Below are 18,603 nucleotides of genomic sequence, written 5' to 3'. Positions count from 1 at the left end.
ATGGCTGTGAATCGGATAAAATTGCGCGGTATTTTTTTTAAGGTTTAACTCGTCTATGTTCTCGCCAGTTGAGTCCAATCAGGGATTTAATTTTAAACCAGAACTACCCACTAGCTCTGCGTATTATCGTCTGTTGAAAAAGTTACGCCGTCAGGTAGGTCATGCCATTCGCGATTTTAAAATGATCGAAGAAGGCGATAAAGTGATGGTCTGCATTTCCGGTGGTAAGGACAGTTATACCTTGCTCGATATTATGTTGCAGTTTAAACGCATTGCACCGATCAATTTTGATGTGGTGGCTGTGAATTTGGACCAGAAGCAACCCGGTTTCCCTGAGGACGTGTTACCACGTTATTTAGAAGAGAATAATATTCCCTACTATATCTTAGAAAAAGACACCTACAGCATCACCAAACGTTTAACGCCTGAAGGCAAAACCTACTGTGCAGTTTGTTCACGCTTACGCCGTGGCTCTTTATACGGCTTTGCGCAAGAAATTGGCGCGACCAAAGTGGCGTTGGGCCATCACCGTGATGATATCTTGGCGACTTTCTTCTTGAACTTATTCCATGGCGGTAGCTTAAAGGCGATGCCTCCTAAATTGTTATCGTCAGATAAAAAGAATATCTTGATTCGCCCACTGGCTTATGTGGAAGAAAAAGACATCATTAAATATGCTGAAATGCGTCAGTTCCCGATTATTCCGTGTAACTTGTGTGGTTCTCAGGAAAATCTGCAACGTGCTATGTTAAATGACATGTTGCGTGAGTGGGATAAAGCGCATCCAAAGCGTTTACACAGTATTTTTGGTGCCTTGCAAAATGTGTCGCCATCGCAGCTGGCAGACCGTGAGTTATTCGACTTTGAAGCGTTAGATAGCGAACGTGAATTCGACTTTAAAGGTGAAAGTTGTTCAACGGAAGATGAACCGGAGAACAAACGCATTAACATGGTTAATCTTGGCTTTGCAGCAGACTAATTTTGTCAGTTAGGCCAATGCAAAACACCAATCAATGATTGGTGTTTTTTTTATGTGGATGATTTTGATAGACTTTGTATAAGAAATATAAAATATGAACGGTACGTACAAAAAACTTTAGGCACATGTAGGATATACATGCTATAACAATCTCCGAGCGTATTTAGCTTCACAATGATGCCGTCTGGATAGGCAGCACACAACGAACAAAGAATTGAGGAAACATCATGCCTGCTTTTTTAACTGATGATTGGTTTTCAACTGTAGAAACATTAACTGCTCAAGCGGGTAATTTGAACCTGCCGCCAGCACTTGCGAATCTTGCAATTAACCTAGTTGTTGCTGACAATGCGGGTAATACCGAATTATCTTTAGATGGTGGCGCAATTAAAAAAGGTTTGTCTTCGAACGCGAAAACAACTTTGAACATGGATGCTGAAACACTACGTAAAGTGTTCCTTGAGTTTGATATGGCTGCAGCAATGCAAGCGTTCATGACGGGTAAAATAAAAGTTCAAGGCGATATGTCACAGTTGATGGCATTGCAAACAGCGAAGCCAAGCCAAGAGCAAAAAGATTTATTTAAGAAAGTGCTTGAGCAAACGGCTTAAGTGTTCTGAAATAAAAAAAGCTTACCTATAAAGGTAAGCTTTTTTTATGCCACTAGAGATGATCTTTTAGATATTGACCAACTGTGGCGTGGTTTTAATGTGTTCAAGATAAGCACGGATACGTGTCACATACTGTAGTGCTTGACGGTAACGGCCATTCTTCGCTTGGTTCTGTTGTAAGTAAGCATACAAATTGAGCCAGTTATTAGGGTCTTTACCTTGTGCCTGAATGCGCTTTTGAATCTGATTCACCGCACCCGGTCCCATATTGTAGGCAACCAGTGCATACCAGTTACGGTCAGGGAAGGGGATATCCTCATAGCGACTCAGCATTTGGTCGTAGTACTTGGCACCACCTTGAATGCTTTGCGCTGGATCGGTACGGTTACTTACACCCATGGCTTTGGCTGTGCTATTGGTCAACATCATCAAACCACGAACACCCGTGGGAGAAACGGAGTTCGGTTTAAGATAAGACTCTTGATAACCAATCGCTGCCAATAAGTGCCAATCTAAGTCGTACTTTTGCGCTGTACTTTTAAAACTGGCCTTATAGATCGGCATACGTTGACGCAAATCGCGTTGAATCGTATTCCAGTTTTCAGGTTTCACAACATTACGGTTGTAAAAAGAGGCCAATTGACCAATTGAACCAGATTGTTTACCACGACAGACAAATCCACTCGCAGTCTGCGTCAATGGATCATTCGCATGTTTAAACACCCAGTTCAGCTCAGTATTGAGGCCATTTTTACGCAAAACGTTTAAATCACCACAAGTTGCAGAAAAGGTTGCGAGACTTTTTTGTTCAATCGTTTGAACACTTGCCGTGGTCATTGCAAAATTTGCTTTGCCCTGTGCGACCCATTTCAGTGCTGTAGCATTATCGGGGACGGTTTTGAAGTCTAGCTTTACATTTAAGCTGTCTGCATAGTTACGTGCAAGGTCATAACCAAAACCATGCAAATGCTGACCATCTTTAAAAACGGTCGTTGGGTTTTCCACTGAAACGACAGTCAATTTATTATGATTGACGACGTTATCATATTGGTAGGTCTTACTTGCATTAATACTATGAAATGGGATTAACAAAGTACTTAAAGCAAGGGTTTTCAACGGGAGAGAGAAAGTTAATGAATTAAGGCAAAGCCTCGATCCAGAAGTTGAACTACTGTGCATGTTGTCTCCGCTACAAGTAATTTATGCCCTAGAACGCAAAGGCAAAAACATGCCTTAAAACGAGTTCAAGTTGTCTAAATTCAATAAGAGGTTGGGCATTCATGACGTCATTCAAAATGACATGGGATTAAGAAGATTATGTAGAAAAACTACATAGATTAAAAAATAGGCAACTAATTTAAGATGTGCGCATAATATATAGCAATTTTAAAAGTGTCAAATTTTGTGCAATATTTTTTTGAAAAATGTAACATAACGGTTTAATTTAATTCAGGAATTTATTTTATAAACTTCTGTTATGGAGAAATAAGGGATAAAACAATCCTTTGTTGTAAATCAATAAGCAGATTTAGACGGCATTCATCATGAAATCAAACTTAATTACACGTGCAGGTCACGACAAATTGGTGGCGGAATTAAAGCAGCTTTGGCATGAAGAACGCCCTGAAATTACCAAGAAAGTAAACTGGGCGGCGAGCCTTGGCGACCGTAGTGAAAACGCGGATTATCAGTACAACAAACAGATCTTACGTAAGATTGATCGACGAGTTCGCTACTTGGGAAAACGCCTCGAAGAACTTCGTATTATCGACTTTTCTGAAGAGCAGGCTGGCAAGATTTATTTTGGCGCTTGGGTCGAAATTGAAAATGACGCAGGGGAACAAAAAACCTTACGCATTGTTGGGGTGGATGAAATTTATGATCATCACCCGCAGCACATCTCCATCGACTCGCCGATGGCACGGGCTTTACTCTCCAAACAAGTCGATGATGAAATTGAAGTGTTGACGCCAACTGGAAAAAAACACTGGTACGTCAATTCAATTCGTTATGACAGACCTGAAAGTTCAGAGAACTAAAAGATTTTGTTTTAATTTTAGCCATTTGGTGTGATTTTTGAAGAAAAGTATTTGCCAAGTAGATTGAATGTTTATATGATGTCGCCCATGGAAGCGTGGCAGAGCGGTTTAATGCACCGGTCTTGAAAACCGACGAGGGTGTGAGTCCTCCGTGAGTTCGAATCTCACCGCTTCCGCCAAATTCAAAAAACCCTGACTTAGTCGGGGTTTTTTTATGCCTTTTTAAAAATTAATTTCTAAAAGATGTCAGAGTTGTCGCTTAATTTTCCAGCATATACAGGCTGTAAAGTTAATATCTTATTGAGATTGAACATTTTTTAGCTGAATAGTGGCTTTTTGAAGGCCGTGAGATGAAAAATATTTGCCAAAAAATATTTTTATTTATATGATAGCGCCCATGGAAGCGTGGCAGAGCGGTTTAATGCACCGGTCTTGAAAACCGACGAGGGTGTGAGTCCTCCGTGAGTTCGAATCTCACCGCTTCCGCCAAATTATTTTTAAATACAAATGAAAACGAATCATTAATCGATAACCCAAGTTTAAGTTGGGCCATTACGTCAAGTAGTGTGGGGAACACCACATAGATCGGCAGTGATCAAATTCTAAAAAAAGCAGTCAGACCTTCTCTTGCTGCTTTTTTTATTTAAGGTATTGAAGTCTTCTTTTATAGTATTCAGCTATAGCTTGAGTTGTCTAACTCGATCTTTTTTTAGATTCACTATTCGTTTCAGACAAGCAATTATAGAGACTATGCAGTTGTACTGTGTAGCAGTCATTTTTGTAGATCAGTTTTTTAATTTCATCTGAGCGGTTTTTAGCACGCGTTGTTCAGCTTATATAGCAACTCATTACATATAAGCTGGAACTACATATGCTGTGTAAAAGTATAGAGCGATTGTTCTGTTTCGCTTTTTATCCACCGCCATTGTAATGGGGTGATTGAAGGGTATTCTCCCGTATTTGATTCATCTGATATTTCCTTCATTAAATAAGCAAAGGTGACTTGAATATTTTTACAGATTCTATATATTGGGTAGGTCGGTCTACTTAGTTGAATGTGATGAATACGAAAACCGCGAAACAGAAAATTTTAGATGCAGCGGCGATTTTGTTTTATAACGATGGCATCATAAGTACAGGGATTAACAGCATTACCGATAAGGCCAAAGTTGCCAAAATGTCCTTATATAATAATTTCCCGACCAAGGCTGACCTGATTACCTCTTATATAGAAGCACGGCATCAAGAGTGGTTAGATTTGTATGCGCTTCGAAACCAACAAGCTCATACTCCTATTGATAAAATTGTCGCGGTTTTTGAAGCCTATCAAGACCATGCTGAGTTTGCCTATGAAAAAGGCTTTAGGGGCTGTGGTTTGTTGAATGCTGCTGCTGAGTTCCCAGCGCACAGCGCCGAGCGCTTGGCTGTGAAAGCGCATAAGGATGAAATTGAAAACATTATCTCTACACAGCTTGCCTATATTATTTCGGACGCAGACAAGGTTAAACAAATGGCTTTGTTGTTGTCTTTTATTCTAGAGGGATCGATTGCGCGAGCAGGCTTGGAAAGCTCGAGTGAAAAAGTGCAAGCTGCAACAGCGATGGTGAAAACACTTTTAGCACAGGAAATCAGCACGTGAATCAGTCTGTTTCTGTAGTACCAAATTATGGTTTTATTGCAGTGCTGTTCGGTGCTTTTCTATGGGGAACGACGGGCACAGTCGCATCTTTTGCACCTAACTTGAGTCCTTTGGCGGTTGGCGCTGCGGCAATGGGCGGTGGTGGACTGTTACAGGCACTTTTAGCGCGAAAAAGTATTATCTACCATCTGGCACATATCAAAGCCCATGCGGTGATGCTCGCTGTAGGCGTAATTGCGGTTTTTATTTATCCCTTGGCCTTTTATTCATCGATGCACTATGCAGGCATAACCATTGGGACGGTCGTTTCGATTGGTACGGCGCCTTTATTTACCGCACTTTTACAAAGGGTGTTTGACCGAAAAGCACTTTCAATGACATGGCTGATGAGTTTCGTCTTGGGGGTGACGGGCGTTGCGCTACTTTCACTCGGGGAATCACATGCTGTAGCAACCACGGAGAATCTGTCCCAAAACTGACCAATGTTGGGTATTGCTTTAGGGGCGGTTGCGGGATTGACCTATGCTTTATATTCTTGGGCGGCAAAACGAATGATTGACCGAGGAATGCATGCGAAAGCGTCTATGGGACTCATCTTCGGACTTGGTTCTTTATTATTACTTCCGACTTTATGGATAACAGGTTCAAACTTGTTTGAAGAAAACATCAACCTTTATGTCGTGGGTTATATGATGTTGATTCCAATGTTTTTGGGCTATGTTTTATTTGGATATGGCTTAAAAACTGTGCCTGCCAGTAAAGCCATTACTTTGACCTTGTTTGAGCCTTTGATTGCCGCTGTATTTGCAATCCTGTTGGTGGGAGAACAACTTGCACCAATCGGCTGGATTGGGATGGTTTTAATTTCAATCTGCTTAGCATTACTCACCAAAGCAAAGTAAATTTCCTCATTGGGTCATTTCATACATGATGATACATAAACAAGAAATAGCGCTTTTCGCAGCCGTATTGTCTTTAATTTCAGTACAAGTGGGTGCTGCGTTTGCAAAAATGCTTTTTCCCATCCTCGGAGCTGAAACGGTTGCTTTAGTGCGTTTAGGTTTATCCGCAGTCTTTTTATGGATTGTATTTCAGCCATGGAAAACTTTTCGTCAAAACAGCATGGAATGGAAAGATCTCTTTTGTTATGGCGTGATTTTAAGCTTGATGAATTTACTCATTTATAAAGCCTTTTCCTATATGTCGGTCGGGATCGCGATTTCAATTGAGGTCTTAGGGCCTTTGACTGTGGCTATTTTTATGTCACGAAATAAATCGGACTTTGTCTGGGGTGGCTTATCGCTGATTGGTTTGATCTTATTTCCCTTAGGGAAGGTGGATAATAACTTTAGCTATATTGGCATGTTATATGCGCTTGGTGCTGCCATCTGCTGGGGACTGTATATTATCTATGGAACCAAAGTGGCCAAAGGCGGCAGTAACACGGTAGCAATTGGCATGATGATTGCGACGCTATGTATTGTTCCTTTTGGAATATCTAATGTTGGACAGGCTTTTAGTACATATGAGGTATTCGGTCTATGCATTGTGGTGTCATTGCTGTCGAGTTGTATTCCATTTTTACTGGATATTTTTGCAATGAAGCGTTTGTCACCCAAAATATTTGGGGTGTTGTTAAGTGCTTCACCAATCATCAGTGCATTGGCGGGATGGTTTATTTTAGGTGAAAATTTAAACCTTTATCAAATGATAGGGGTGTCAATTATCATGGTATCGTGTGCAGGGTTCTTCTATTGTTCTTATCAAAATACAGGCGTTGCTCAAACATGTGTAGACTAGGTTTGGTTATTGAAACTGAAGTAGGGCAGTCATCTAATAGCCATTATTTATAACCCGATATAAGGTCAAGATTGATGCCTCGTTGGACTAAGCATCAATCTTATTGCAGTGAAATTGGCTATACACCTTAAATCCTTAGAGGTATTTAAGAATACGAATGTGTTTGTTTTTATGTTTAAAGGCTGAGAATTTCAACATCAACGGATAGAGAGCCACAGTTAAAATAATCGAAATGAGCCAGAGGGTGGAGACATGATCGACGCCGAAGTATTCGCCATGGGGCGTGCCAAACAGTGTGACCGCAGTGAGATAGAGGACTTTCAGCACATATAAGTGTACGATATAGAAGAACATCGGCACGGAACCAAAGACAATCAAGGGCTTGATCCAAGATTTGCTTTCAACCTTTTGAAGTAACACTAACAGGACTAAGCTTAGCCCGACATTCCACAAAATAAACAGCAGCGATGGCGGATACTTGGTCAAGTTGAAAAAACTCATAACGGTTTCAGTGATGGTCGGCATGATTGACCATGCTTGGTCGCCATAGAGATTGATCATTCTTAAAACGATAAATAAACTGATACTGGCAAGCCCGAAGCCTAACAAGATTTGCTTTCTTTTTGCTTCATCGTTTGTGCTGTTAAATACGGTATGACCGATGCAATAGCCGAGGGTAATTACCCCAATCCAAGGCAGTACTGGGTAAGAGGTTCTAAAACGAATCAGATCTCCAAATTCGATCCAACCACGTTCATGTAAAATAAACCACAAATTTTGCAGGATCGGCATCTGCGAAAATGACACTTGATCCAGCGCATTATGTCCAAAAATAATGCTGAGACTGACCACCCAGAGCCACTTTTGCGATAGCCCAATCAAGCCTGCTAAAACCACCATACTGAGACCAATGGCCCAAATTACTTGTAAATAGATGACATCGGGCGGGAACTGTCCAGTCCAAGCGAAGTTGATAATGATCAGTTCGAGAAAAATCAGAAATAGACCGCGTTTGAGTAAAAATTCACGTGTCATTTGAGCGCTGTTGTTTTTTGCTTGGTAAAGATAAGCCGATAAGCCTGTTAAAACCACAAAAACAGGGGCACATAAGTGAGCCAAGATTCGGCTAAAGAAAAGAGGTTCATCAGTTCCTGGAATCAGCATCGGGTCGGGGACTTGCTGGTGGAGATAAAAAGTTTCTCTGACATGGTCGACCATCATAATCAGAATAACTAATCCTCTGAGGGCGTCAATCGCTTGTAAACGTTGTGAAGGTGTAGACATAAGATGAATTGAAAATTGATGTTATGATATAATATAGCATTTATTTCAATCATTTATATCTGAAATTTAATCAGTAAAATTTATATGCAATCTAATGGTTCGAGATGAAGTATCGAAAAGATGCATTATTTTATAGACGACTGGTCTATTATTAATTTATAGTGTGGATATGAAACGATCAGACAAAAGTGAAGCAACACGACTACACATTTTAAATAGCAGTTTTCAACTGGTATTACATAAAGGTTTTGTCGGAGTGGGTTTACAGGAAATTCTAAAGAATTGTGATGTGCCGAAAGGTTCATTCTATTACTACTTTGCTTCGAAAGAGGCTTTCGGCTGTGCGCTACTCCAGCAGTATCTGGCCGACTATAAAGTCAAAATCGATCAGCTGATACAGCAAGAACAGCGAAGCGCCTATGCAAGCCTGATGGCACTTTGGCAAGCATGGATTGATAACTCATCACATATTGAAAGTGATGTTGAACATCATAGCGATGGGGGATGGGCGGAGAATTGTTTGATCGTCAAATTGGCAGCAGAAGTCTCAGATTTATCTGAAGATATGCGTCAGATTTTGAACTTCGGGGTGCGTAAGTTAACAGAACGTATTTCGGGTCTAATCCAAGCCGGGCAGCAAGATGGTTCAATTCCAGCGCATATTGACGCTGAAAAAATGGCACAAACCATGTATCAATTGTGGTTGGGAGCAGCTTTATTGGCAAGACTGGCCCGAGATAAGCAGCCCCTTTACCTCGCTTTGGAAACTACCCAACAACTATTACAGCCGATAAAGGAATAGCAAATGCAAAGTATTATTCATCACCATTTTGGTGAACCTGTTGACGTCTTGGAAGCTGCAGATATGCCGCAACCTGAACCGAAAGCGGGTGAAGTACGTATTAAAATGATTCTATCGCCAATGCATAACCATGACGTGTGGACAGTGCGTGGTAGTTATGGTTATAAACCAACACTGCCTGCAATTGGTGGTAGCGAAGCTGTGGGCGTGATTGATGCGCTTGGTGAGGGTGTACAAGGCGTATCGGTAGGGCAGCGTGTAGCAGTTGCTGCAGTTCATGGCAGTTGGGCTGAGTATTTTATTGCGCCAGCGCATGGCATCGTGCCTTTAACTGACGCGATTGATGATGAAACGGCAGCTCAGTTGATTGGGATGCCGATCAGTGCACTGATGCTTTTAGATTTTATCGACTTACCAGCAGATTCGTGGTTGATTCAGAACACTGCCAATGGTGCGGTGGGTAAAACCGTGGCAATGATTGCAAAAGCGCGTGGTCAAAAGGTGATTCATTTGGTTCGCCGTACTGAGGCTGTAGCTGAAATGCAGGCCTTAGGCATTCAAAATGTGGTGGCAACAGACCAAGCCGATTGGAAAGAACAAGTCAAAGCGATTCATGCAGATCAGCCACTGATTGCGGGTGTAGACTCCATTGGTGGTCAGGCCAGTGGTGAAATGTTGGCTTTGCTGAGTGAAAATAGTCTATTGGTTTCATTTGGCAGCATGACGGGTGAGACCATGCAAATTTCTTCGGGAGATCTGATTTTTAAACAAGCCACAGTCAAAGGTTTTTGGGCGAGTGTGGTGAATAAGCAATTGTCTGCTGAACGTAAAAAGGCGTTAATTGTGGAGTTATTGACGCTTGCTGCACAGAAAAAATTACTGCTACCTGTTGAAGGTATCTTCAGCTTTGCACAAATTAAAGATGCGGCACTCAAAGCGACGCAAGGCGCGCGTCAGGGTAAAGTACTTTTGAAACCTTAACTGTTTTTCGACCTAGATCAGCTGTGAAGCTGATCTAGCATCATTCATCAAAAATAAGGATAAAGCGTATGATGGGACAAATTTTGATTGCTTTAATTGCACTGTTGCATGTGTATATTTTAGTTTTAGAGATGTTTTTATGGGATAAGCCCTATGGTTTAAAAGCCTTTGGCAATACGCCCGAAAAAGCACAACTGACCAAAGTTATGGCACAAAATCAGGGTTTATACAATGGTTTCTTGGCTGCAGGTTTATTTTGGGCATTATGTGCACCTGAAACTTATGCACTGCCACTGGCCAATTTCTTTTTAGGCTGCGTTTTGGTTGCTGGCATTTATGGTGGGTTGACCGCCAGTAAGAAAATTATCTACATCCAAGCCTTACCCGCGGCTGTGGCGTTACTTGCGGTGAATTTACTCTAAGCCAAAAGTAAAAACTGCTTGAGTTCTGCATTAAAAAAGCCAAAGTCTCGACGTTGGCTTTTTATTGTGAGTGATGACTTATTTGACTTCAGGCAAATCAAACCAAATCACTTGTGCATCTTCTAAAGCTTTAACGTCGCTTGCTTCTAAGAGCGCAATCGCATCACCTGCATGAAGAGTATGTTCTGCAACTTGGATTGAACCTGAAATTACATGCACATAGTTAATATGCTGTGTAGCTTTAACTTCTAGCATTTGATCTTTTTCAATCACAGCCGTTTTGACTTCGGCATCTTGACGAATATGCATTGCAGCATTGTCATTTGGACCACAGATCACATGCCATTGATTTGGCTGCTCATGCGGATCAAGACGAATCTGTTGATAGGTGGGTGCTGCATCTCTTTGATTTGGGGTAATCCAAATTTGTAGCAAATGTACTGGCTCATCACCTTGATTCATTTCGCTGTGCTGCACACCCGTACCTGCACTCATCAGTTGCCACTCACCTGCTGAAATACCACCATGGTTGCCCATGCTGTCTTTATGGGTGATGGTGCCTTTGAGTACACAGGTTAAGATTTCCATATTGTCATGGGGGTGTTGTCCAAAACCTTGATGGCCCGCGATCACGTCGTCATTGATGACACGTAGAGCACTCACGCCCATATATTTAGGGTTATACCAACTGCCAAAAGAAAAGCTGTGTTTAGACTCTAGCCAACCGATATTGACATGACCGCGGTCTTGACTGCGATGAATGAAAGCATCCATTTTGAACTCCAATCTTATTTTTAATCTATGGAGTAATTTTAGCGTTTTATATTTATCGCTAAAATAGTGAATTTGCAATGTTGCGTTTCAATATTGAAATGATTAAACGCAACATAGCAGTCTTAGTCTAAATCACAATACCGCACACGGAAATCTTTCCAGACGTAGTTTTTGCCTTGAGCATATTCAGCTAAAAATTGTTGATGTAGCTTCGGCTGCTGTTGCATCCAGTCATTGCCCCATTTCACACCGAGTGGAGCTGCTTTGTCTTTAAAAACAAAATAGTCATCAAGGCAAGTACTGCTTTCAACGGAGAGTGGTACATCTTGATCATCGAGATAATTTTCATAATTAATCGAGTTCGGTGAATTCTTTAAGAACACTTTGTCACTGGCAGTGAGCAGAATTCTTTGTTCAAAGTGCTTCAATTGACCTTGTTTGTATTCATAACGGGTTTCAAGGTTATAAGGATGCACAGTTTGGTAGTCGCCCGGGGACTTGGTACTGTATTCAAGTATTACATGATTATAATCTGATAAGTCTTCATCCCATTTGGGGCCAAAACTCATTCCATCTTCGATGATTGGAGCCACAAATTGCACGCGGTGGAGCTGTTTGCCATTCGTGTCGATTTCAATAATTTCATAGCTGTATCGGTAGCGATTGTTGGCATAGATGGCGTTCATGGCCGCATTGGCTTTTAACTCTGTAGGAGTATAGGCATAGCGAGTACGAAAAATCAGTGCGAGATTTTTAGCGACGGGCATAATCGAAAACAGCTCATGATCTTTGACTGTATTGTCGAGTTGAGGCTGTAGGGTGATTTTTTCTCGATTTTCAGCATAAGCCTCGCCTATTGAAAAAACTGCCGAGTGGGGCTGGTTTAAATAAAGTAGTTTAGGCTTTGCTCCTGTTCGAATCGCGTAATAGTGAATCGGAGATTTACCTGCGATGACATAATAGCGTGCATTCAAAAGTGGATCTTTGAGGCTATCTTGCTCTGGAATGTATTGCGGATGACGGATTTTTTCATGATCATCCAGACTGTCAAATGGATGGTCAGATTCGACTACATATGCAGAAGCATCCACGCTGGTCACGATTTCTTCATCTAATTCGGCAAAGCTATAAGTTGAGAAAGATAGTAAGCAGGCCACGGGCAGTATTATTTTTAAAGCGTTCATCGTCATTTTTATATTGTTGTAATTGAAAAAAGGTGCTCTCAAGAGAACACCTTTTATAGCGTAAATAACTTAGAAAGCCAATTATTCTAAGAATTTAACCGTAACACCTGACTTCACTTTTTTGCCAAGATCATTGGCATCCCAGTTGGTCAAACGGATACAACCGTGCGATGCTGTTTTAGAAATAGCAGAAGGGTTTGGTGTACCGTGGATACCAAATGATTTTTTGCTTAAACCAATCCAGATATTTCCTACAGGACCATTCGGACCCGGTGGTAGAGAAAGTGGTTTTAAGTTTTTGCCCTGTACAAAGTTACTTGGTGAGTAGCTATACCAAGGATTTGGCGCAACACCAGTGACTTTATAAGTACCCGTTGGAGACGGAGTATCTGAGCTACCAATGGTTGCAGGGAAAGAACCGATCATTTGGTTGCGGCTGTTAAATAAATACAGCTGTTTTGCACCTTTGTGCGCAACGATCAAATGAATGTCTTCTGGCACTTCATTGCGGATATTGGCCACAATAATTTTTTCGCCCGCTTTTTTGAAGGTTGCTTTTGGATTTAACTTCTGCAAGAAGTCTTCATCCATATGGAACTTTTCACCCAACATTTCAGTTACGCGAGTGTAATACAAACCTTTCATTTTGGCTTGTAGTGCATAATCGCGTGGAATTGATGCGGCATAAGGACCTTTTAGGTCTGCTTCGGTAATGGTGTATTCAATAAATGCAGGTTTAGAACCTTGGCTTGCAAGTAGAGCATCCCAAGTTTCTTTGGTTAAGGTACCTGTTGCTTTTAAACCGCTCATTTGCTGGAACGAAGCAATGGCTTTGAGGGTATTTTTACCGCTCATGCCATCAATTGCACCCGGAGACGCATGTGCATTATTGAGCATCACGTGAGCACGTGCATAGACAGGGAATTGGCCTTTACCAATATTGTCAAACCATTCTGCACTGTTTAAACCATTTAATGTCCACGATGCTTTAGCCGCAGCAGGATTGGTCGTCGTGGTGGTCGGTGCAGGGGTGGTTTTGCTTGGTGCAGCACCAACGTCAGCTGTTTTATCTTCAGATTGTTCAAGTTGATCTAAAGTTTGCGAAGCTTGGTTTAAGTCTGCTTGTTCTTTTGCTGTAATTTGGCTATTTGCAACCGCAGTAGAAGCTGAAGCGACATCTGTTGCTAAAGGATCAATAGGATCTTGAACTGAAGTATCAATGATCTTTTTTGGCGTCAAGGGTTGTTCAGTAGTAGATGCAGCAAACGCTGTACCAGCAAGAATGCAACTTAAACTCATCGCGAGTATTGTGCGAACGAACATGTAATTCAACCTTAAGAATTATTCATTTACAAAGTAAAAACTAGTGAAGTATTACAGAAAAAAGATGGAGATGCAGTATTTGTTTTGTGTAAATATTCGTTTGTATCTTTGTCCTGATCGAATTTTAGTGTTATGAGAAGTTATTAAAAATTCGACCTTTTTGTTATGATGGTGAGCAAATTTAATTGAGATGGGAAAGTAAATGACGACGCTTAAAAATGATCGTTTTCTACGTGCTTTATTACGTGAACCTGTAGATACCACACCCGTCTGGATGATGCGTCAAGCAGGACGTTATTTACCTGAATATCGTGCAACCCGTGCTCAAGCGGGTGATTTCCTTTCGCTGTGTAAAAATAACGAATTTGCGTGTGAAGTGACTTTACAGCCTTTACGTCGTTATGAACTCGACGCTGCCATTTTATTTTCAGATATTTTAACTGTACCCGATGCTTTGGGTTTAGGGCTTTATTTTGAAGCTGGGGAAGGGCCTAAATTTCATAAAACGGTTCGTACTGAACAAGATGTGGCGAATTTACCTCAGTTTAATGCCGCGTCTGATCTGGACTATGTGATGAATGCAGTCAAGACGATTCGTTCAGCGCTTGGCGGCCAAGTGCCTTTAATTGGCTTTTCAGGTAGTCCTTGGACGCTGGCAACTTATATGGTTGAAGGTGGTTCGAGCAAAGATTTCCGTTTCACCAAGCAAATGATGTATGCGCAACCTGAAGTTTTACATGCGCTGCTCGATCGTTTGGCTGATGCGGTGATTGACTATCTAAATGCGCAAATTGATGCAGGTGCTCAAGCCGTACAGATTTTTGACAGCTGGGGCGGGGCATTGGCGCACCGTGAATATTTAGAGTTTTCTTTAAAATACATGCAAAAAATTGTTGCAGGTTTAAAACGTGAAAATGAAGGACGTAAAGTGCCTGTGATCTTATTCACCAAAGGTGGCGGTCAGTGGTTAGAGCCAATGGTGGCAACAGGGGCAGATGCTTTTGGTCTAGATTGGACTACGCCATTAAATGTGGCTCGCCAAACGGTGGCTGGCCGTGCGGCACTGCAAGGCAACTTAGACCCTGCAACATTATATGGTTCGCATGAGACCATTGTGAAAGCCACCAAAGCCATGTTAGATGACGCTTATGCAGGCGGTGAGAAAACGGGTTATGTTGCAAACTTAGGTCACGGTATTACCCAGTGGGTTGACCCTGAAAACCCGAAAGCCTTTATTGATACTGTGCATGAATACAGTGCCAAATATCTCTAAGTTTCACAGCTTCAATTCAATTAGGGTTCATGCGTGATCACGATTTTAAAATCATGTTTTGAGTTCTCATCTAAGGCAGCTTCGGCTGCCTTATTTGGGATATTGCTGTTATTGGCTTTTGCGTTCACAGCCAGTATGGGGAGTCAGGAATATTTCGGCTTTTTCCGTTATGACTATCTATTGTTTTATGCCGTGCTGATTCAAGTTTGTCTGCTGTATTTAAAACTTGAGTCTTGGGCCGAGGCCAAAGTGATTGCGCTATTTCACGTGATGGCAATGGTGATGGAAATCTTTTTGACTCATCCGCAAATTGCATCTTGGCAGTATCCGCATCCCGCCGTGTTTAAAATTTTAACAGTGCCTTTGTTTGCAGGTTTTATGTATTCGGCTGTGGGCAGTTTTTTTGCGCGTTCATTGCGTCTTTATCATATTTCTTTTGAACACTTGCCCCGTTTCTCCGCCATGCTAACCTTAGCGGTGTTGTCTTATATCAACTTTATGTCCAAATTTTTTGTTCCGGATATTCGTTATCTTTTGTTTGCGTGGAGCATAGTGCTGTTTTGGAAAACCAAGATTGGCTTTGAATTACAGCAGCACCGTTTTCAACTGCCGATGTTACCCGTACTTTTACTGTTGGCTTTTATTATTTGGATTGCGGAAAATATCAGTACGTTTTACCAAATCTGGCTGTACCCAAGTCAAGTCGATGCATGGCATATGGTCGGTTGGGGTAAGTTGGGTTCTTGGTATTTATTGCTACTGCTCAGTCTGGTGTTGGTGTTAAAGATTTTAGGGAAACGAGACCTACGTGGCAGTTGGTCCTTATACCGCTAAAGCACATTTTTAAATATTCACTTCACTTTAGTATAAATTGTTTTGCGTTATGCGCTTGTTACCGCTATCTTACAAGGGTGTAGCTCAAAATACACACAATAGGAACAATAAAAATACTCGGAGATAATCGAGTCTGGAGAAACCTTATGTTGAAAAAAATAGCATTGGCTGCGGTTTTGGCTGTTGGTTCTACCGCTACATTTGCAGATAATGACGTCGGTTGTGGTATTGGTTCACAAATTTGGGCTGGCCAGTCTGGTAAAGTCGCTAAAATTTTAGCGGGTACAACCAATGGTCTTTTTGCTAACCAACTTTTCGGTATTACCTTTGGTACTTTAGGTTGTAGCGGTACAGGTACTGTGACTGCTCAGGCAGTAACATTTACCAACGAAAATGCGGAAGCATTGGCGCGTGATATGGCAGTTGGTGAGGGCGAAAGTCTAAATGTACTGGCTGAACTACTGAACATCCAGTCTGAAGATAAAGCACGTTTCTTTGAAGTGTCTAAACAAAACTTCGCAAAAATTTATTCAGTTGAAAACCAAGATGCGCTTCAAGTATTAGCATCTTTACAAGCAGTCATGGCAACGGATAGCGTATTAAAAGCATACGTTTAATTGCACCATAAAACCCTGCCATTCAGGCAGGGTTTTTCATATCTAAAAAAGAAGAATAGCTAACACTGCATGAAATCTGTTGTCCTCCTCTTTAGTGTGCTATTCAGCACCAGCATCTTTGCTCAAGCACCTAGCTCAGCAGAGTTTTATATTGAAAAAGCACAGCAACTGAAGCTAGCATCAAATGTGACTTGGCAACGTTTGATGTATGTCAATGTTTCAGGACAAAGTGAAGTCACTTACCGTCCTTTTTTTTATAGCGAACACGGACAAACTCAGCTCAAACAAGAGCTTGATGCCAATATTGCAGCACTTTTTACTCCAGCCGAAGCCAATCAATCGATTCAGTGTCGCTTTCCGGCACGTTCAAAGTGGCTCATAGGACAACTGAATATTGCATCAAACCAACTGCCTAAAGCCTCATGTCCTGAGCTGGATGAGTGGCTTGGGCAAATTAAGCCGTATAAGGCGACTTTAATTTACGCCACGGACTTTATGGGCAATCCCAGTTCGATGTTTGGGCATACCCTGTTAAGGCTCGATCCTAAAGACCAAAAACAGCTGAACTTAGTCTCTTATGCCGTGAATTATGCAGCGACAGTGGCCAATAGCGACAGCTTTTCTTTTGCATGGAAGGGCTTAACCGGGCAGTACCCAGGTGAGTACTCACTCATGCCGTACTATCGAAAAGTGAAAGAATATGGTGATTTGGAAAGCCGCGATTTGTGGGAGTATGAGTTAGCCCTGACGCCAGAAGAAACCAAAACCATGGTTGAGCATATTTGGGAACTCAAGCATGTGCAATTTCCTTACTATTTTATCAGTGATAACTGTGCCTATCGTTTACTGGGTTTAATTGATTTGGTACGGCCAGAGGTCAACCTACAAAAACAATTTAAAACCGCTGCGATTCCTGTTGAGACTATTAAGGCGGTCGATGAAAACCATCTAATTGCAGAAAGTGTTTACCGTCCAGCTTTAGAAACTCAGTTGTTGGCACAAGCCAAACAACACGGACAAGCCTTGGCAGCGGCTGCGCATCAGGTTGCGCAACTTGAACCTGCTCAAATGCAAGATTATTTGAATCGCTATGCCTTGGTGGATCAGGCACGTATTTTAGAAATGGCCTATGACCATGTGTATTTACAGTTAATTGCACAAAAGATTGCGGCAGAAGACGCCCAACCGCGTATTCGACAACTGCTGGGTTTGCGGAGTCAGATTGACTTGGAAAAGCAACGTCAAGTGGTCGAAGCGCCAAAAGTAGATCCAGTAAAAGGCCACCATGCGCGAACCGTTCAGCTTGAAGCAGGTGAGATACAAGGTGACACTTATTTCCGACTGAGCCATCGTCAGGCCTATCATGACTTGATTGACCCACAAGGCGGCTTTCGTTTGGGTACACAGCTTAAATTTCTAGATGGTAGCCTCGAATATCGCGATGATCGACTAAAACTGCAAGAACTAAATGTGCTGGAGGTCAATGCCTACAGTCCACTGACTGCCTTTAAAACACCATTAAGCTGGGGTTTTAACATGGGTTGGCAACAAGAGGCACTAAATCGAGATGGTGCATTTAGTGAACAGGATCAGCACGGTGTATTCAATCTATCCAGTCAGTTTGGCTATAGTGTGGCAGATCAAGAGCGTCAACATTTATGCTATGCACAATTGCAAAATCATGTTCAAGCAGGCAAAGCTTTAGACCGAGGTTGGCGCGTGGGACTTGGGCCAATGGTAGGCTGCCAGAACATCTGGAGCGAACATATCAATAGTTTGGTACAGGTCGAGCTGCCATATTGGGAAGATAGCCATCAATGGCAAGTCAGACTGAATACTCAGTTGCAATATTTATTCAATCAGCAAAATGCATTGAGGCTTCATTGGCAGTATCAACAGCAAAAAGGCAAAGATTGGGATCAGACGGGTTTGAGTTATATCCATTTCTTTTAGTTCGTTCCTCTTTTCAAGGCTCCAATAATGGGGCTTTTTTTATGAAAGTCATTGATATTAAAACAACCAAAAGTGAGCCTTACTTTTT

The 18,603-nt window shown here is 41.7% G+C and carries 17 protein-coding genes, 2 tRNA genes and 1 pseudogene; 15 read left to right on the top strand and 5 right to left on the bottom strand.

Annotation, left to right across the window (positions count from 1 at the left end; translation table 11 throughout):
* The first annotated feature begins 55 nt into the window (after positions 1 to 55).
* Both ttcA and HUK62_RS13310 read left to right on the top strand, forming a co-directional pair.
* Complete coding sequence (gene ttcA / locus HUK62_RS13315; protein ID WP_004695645.1) at positions 56 to 979, top strand: tRNA 2-thiocytidine(32) synthetase TtcA; 924 nt, start codon at positions 56 to 58, stop codon at positions 977 to 979.
* A gap of 227 nt (positions 980 to 1,206) precedes the next feature.
* On the top strand, positions 1,207 to 1,590 hold the full coding sequence (locus HUK62_RS13310; RefSeq protein ID WP_004695646.1) for an SCP2 sterol-binding domain-containing protein: 384 nt from the start codon (positions 1,207 to 1,209) through the stop codon (positions 1,588 to 1,590).
* Between the two features lie 66 nt (positions 1,591 to 1,656).
* Here the strand turns inward: HUK62_RS13310 and HUK62_RS13305 are convergent, their stop codons facing one another.
* Positions 1,657 to 2,769, bottom strand: coding sequence for a transglycosylase SLT domain-containing protein (locus HUK62_RS13305; RefSeq protein ID WP_176538091.1), 1,113 nt, complete (start codon positions 2,767 to 2,769; stop codon positions 1,657 to 1,659).
* Positions 2,770 to 3,134: 365 nt separating this feature from the next.
* On the opposite strand from HUK62_RS13305, the gene greB reads away from it, so the two are divergent.
* The 6 genes and pseudogenes from greB (at position 3,135) to HUK62_RS13275 (ending at position 7,068) form a co-directional block, all read left to right on the top strand.
* Entirely contained in the window at positions 3,135 to 3,629 is a 495-nt protein-coding gene (greB, locus tag HUK62_RS13300; protein ID WP_004695648.1) for a transcription elongation factor GreB, read from the top strand.
* A gap of 89 nt (positions 3,630 to 3,718) precedes the next feature.
* Positions 3,719 to 3,808: transfer RNA gene (locus HUK62_RS13295), tRNA-Ser, on the top strand.
* A 220-nt stretch (positions 3,809 to 4,028) separates the two neighbouring features.
* Positions 4,029 to 4,118, top strand: a tRNA-Ser gene (locus tag HUK62_RS13290).
* Positions 4,119 to 4,689: 571 nt separating this feature from the next.
* A complete protein-coding gene (locus tag HUK62_RS13285) occupies positions 4,690 to 5,268 on the top strand; it encodes a TetR/AcrR family transcriptional regulator (protein WP_176538090.1) in 579 nt (192 codons plus the stop codon).
* Positions 5,265 to 6,170, top strand: a pseudogene (locus HUK62_RS13280) (EamA family transporter). The gene HUK62_RS13285 and the pseudogene HUK62_RS13280 overlap by 4 nt, the downstream one beginning before the upstream one ends.
* A 25-nt stretch (positions 6,171 to 6,195) precedes the next feature.
* The gene (locus HUK62_RS13275; protein WP_176538089.1) at positions 6,196 to 7,068 is read left to right on the top strand and encodes an EamA family transporter; all 873 of its coding nucleotides are present in this window, start codon (positions 6,196 to 6,198) and stop codon (positions 7,066 to 7,068) included.
* A gap of 135 nt (positions 7,069 to 7,203) precedes the next feature.
* Here HUK62_RS13275 and HUK62_RS13270 read toward each other — a convergent pair whose 3' ends face one another.
* On the bottom strand, positions 7,204 to 8,352 hold the full coding sequence (locus HUK62_RS13270) for a heparan-alpha-glucosaminide N-acetyltransferase domain-containing protein (RefSeq protein WP_176538088.1): 1,149 nt from the start codon (positions 8,350 to 8,352) through the stop codon (positions 7,204 to 7,206).
* A gap of 169 nt (positions 8,353 to 8,521) precedes the next feature.
* Between HUK62_RS13270 and HUK62_RS13265 the strand changes: the two genes are divergently transcribed.
* From HUK62_RS13265 to HUK62_RS13255, 3 genes are all read left to right on the top strand, one after another.
* Complete coding sequence (locus tag HUK62_RS13265; protein ID WP_005400463.1) at positions 8,522 to 9,154, top strand: TetR/AcrR family transcriptional regulator; 633 nt, start codon at positions 8,522 to 8,524, stop codon at positions 9,152 to 9,154.
* Positions 9,155 to 9,157: 3 nt separating this feature from the next.
* A complete protein-coding gene (locus HUK62_RS13260) occupies positions 9,158 to 10,135 on the top strand; it encodes a zinc-binding dehydrogenase (protein WP_176538087.1) in 978 nt (325 codons plus the stop codon).
* A gap of 68 nt (positions 10,136 to 10,203) precedes the next feature.
* Positions 10,204 to 10,557, top strand: a complete 354-nt coding sequence (locus HUK62_RS13255) for a DUF1304 domain-containing protein (RefSeq protein WP_126037458.1) — start codon at positions 10,204 to 10,206, stop codon at positions 10,555 to 10,557.
* 78 nt (positions 10,558 to 10,635) lie between these two features.
* On the opposite strand, the gene HUK62_RS13250 is transcribed toward HUK62_RS13255, so the two are convergent.
* The 3 genes from HUK62_RS13250 to HUK62_RS13240 form a co-directional block, all read right to left on the bottom strand.
* The gene (locus tag HUK62_RS13250) at positions 10,636 to 11,331 is read right to left on the bottom strand and encodes a pirin-like bicupin family protein (RefSeq protein WP_125279967.1); all 696 of its coding nucleotides are present in this window, start codon (positions 11,329 to 11,331) and stop codon (positions 10,636 to 10,638) included.
* Between the two features lie 122 nt (positions 11,332 to 11,453).
* Positions 11,454 to 12,515: a hypothetical protein gene (locus tag HUK62_RS13245; RefSeq protein WP_228723700.1), complete on the bottom strand. Its 1,062-nt coding sequence runs from the start codon at positions 12,513 to 12,515 to the stop codon at positions 11,454 to 11,456.
* An 81-nt stretch (positions 12,516 to 12,596) separates the two neighbouring features.
* Positions 12,597 to 13,838, bottom strand: coding sequence for a L,D-transpeptidase (locus HUK62_RS13240; RefSeq protein WP_176538085.1), 1,242 nt, complete (start codon positions 13,836 to 13,838; stop codon positions 12,597 to 12,599).
* 202 nt (positions 13,839 to 14,040) lie between these two features.
* On the opposite strand from HUK62_RS13240, the gene hemE reads away from it, so the two are divergent.
* The 4 genes from hemE (at position 14,041) to HUK62_RS13220 (ending at position 18,515) form a co-directional block, all read left to right on the top strand.
* A complete protein-coding gene (hemE, locus tag HUK62_RS13235) occupies positions 14,041 to 15,111 on the top strand; it encodes a uroporphyrinogen decarboxylase (protein ID WP_058870041.1) in 1,071 nt (356 codons plus the stop codon).
* Between the two features lie 36 nt (positions 15,112 to 15,147).
* Positions 15,148 to 15,945, top strand: a complete 798-nt coding sequence (locus HUK62_RS13230; RefSeq protein ID WP_171262493.1) for a DUF817 family protein — start codon at positions 15,148 to 15,150, stop codon at positions 15,943 to 15,945.
* 146 nt (positions 15,946 to 16,091) lie between these two features.
* Positions 16,092 to 16,562, top strand: coding sequence for a DUF3015 family protein (locus HUK62_RS13225; RefSeq protein WP_176538084.1), 471 nt, complete (start codon positions 16,092 to 16,094; stop codon positions 16,560 to 16,562).
* Positions 16,563 to 16,631: 69 nt separating this feature from the next.
* Positions 16,632 to 18,515, top strand: coding sequence for a DUF4105 domain-containing protein (locus HUK62_RS13220; RefSeq protein WP_176538083.1), 1,884 nt, complete (start codon positions 16,632 to 16,634; stop codon positions 18,513 to 18,515).
* Positions 18,516 to 18,603 lie beyond the last annotated feature (88 nt).

Source organism: Acinetobacter sp. NEB 394 (assembly GCF_013374795.1).
Lineage (GTDB): Bacteria > Pseudomonadota > Gammaproteobacteria > Pseudomonadales > Moraxellaceae > Acinetobacter > Acinetobacter johnsonii.
Note: the sequence above shows the minus strand (reverse complement) of the source record. Positions and strands in the feature narration are given on the sequence as shown.

What these genes read in the sequence shown, in the direction of transcription:
- ttcA (WP_004695645.1), top strand. Translation starts at nt 56, where the DNA reads ATGTTCTCGCCAGTTGAGTCCAATCAGGGATTTAATTTTAAACCAGAA.
- HUK62_RS13310 (WP_004695646.1), top strand. Translation starts at nt 1,207, where the DNA reads ATGCCTGCTTTTTTAACTGATGATTGGTTTTCAACTGTAGAAACATTA.
- HUK62_RS13305 (WP_176538091.1), bottom strand. Translation starts at nt 2,769, where the DNA reads ATGCACAGTAGTTCAACTTCTGGATCGAGGCTTTGCCTTAATTCATTA.
- greB (WP_004695648.1), top strand. Translation starts at nt 3,135, where the DNA reads ATGAAATCAAACTTAATTACACGTGCAGGTCACGACAAATTGGTGGCG.
- HUK62_RS13285 (WP_176538090.1), top strand. Translation starts at nt 4,690, where the DNA reads ATGAATACGAAAACCGCGAAACAGAAAATTTTAGATGCAGCGGCGATT.
- HUK62_RS13275 (WP_176538089.1), top strand. Translation starts at nt 6,196, where the DNA reads ATGATGATACATAAACAAGAAATAGCGCTTTTCGCAGCCGTATTGTCT.
- HUK62_RS13270 (WP_176538088.1), bottom strand. Translation starts at nt 8,352, where the DNA reads ATGTCTACACCTTCACAACGTTTACAAGCGATTGACGCCCTCAGAGGA.
- HUK62_RS13265 (WP_005400463.1), top strand. Translation starts at nt 8,522, where the DNA reads ATGAAACGATCAGACAAAAGTGAAGCAACACGACTACACATTTTAAAT.
- HUK62_RS13260 (WP_176538087.1), top strand. Translation starts at nt 9,158, where the DNA reads ATGCAAAGTATTATTCATCACCATTTTGGTGAACCTGTTGACGTCTTG.
- HUK62_RS13255 (WP_126037458.1), top strand. Translation starts at nt 10,204, where the DNA reads ATGATGGGACAAATTTTGATTGCTTTAATTGCACTGTTGCATGTGTAT.
- HUK62_RS13250 (WP_125279967.1), bottom strand. Translation starts at nt 11,331, where the DNA reads ATGGATGCTTTCATTCATCGCAGTCAAGACCGCGGTCATGTCAATATC.
- HUK62_RS13245 (WP_228723700.1), bottom strand. Translation starts at nt 12,515, where the DNA reads ATGAACGCTTTAAAAATAATACTGCCCGTGGCCTGCTTACTATCTTTC.
- HUK62_RS13240 (WP_176538085.1), bottom strand. Translation starts at nt 13,838, where the DNA reads ATGTTCGTTCGCACAATACTCGCGATGAGTTTAAGTTGCATTCTTGCT.
- hemE (WP_058870041.1), top strand. Translation starts at nt 14,041, where the DNA reads ATGACGACGCTTAAAAATGATCGTTTTCTACGTGCTTTATTACGTGAA.
- HUK62_RS13225 (WP_176538084.1), top strand. Translation starts at nt 16,092, where the DNA reads ATGTTGAAAAAAATAGCATTGGCTGCGGTTTTGGCTGTTGGTTCTACC.
- HUK62_RS13220 (WP_176538083.1), top strand. Translation starts at nt 16,632, where the DNA reads ATGAAATCTGTTGTCCTCCTCTTTAGTGTGCTATTCAGCACCAGCATC.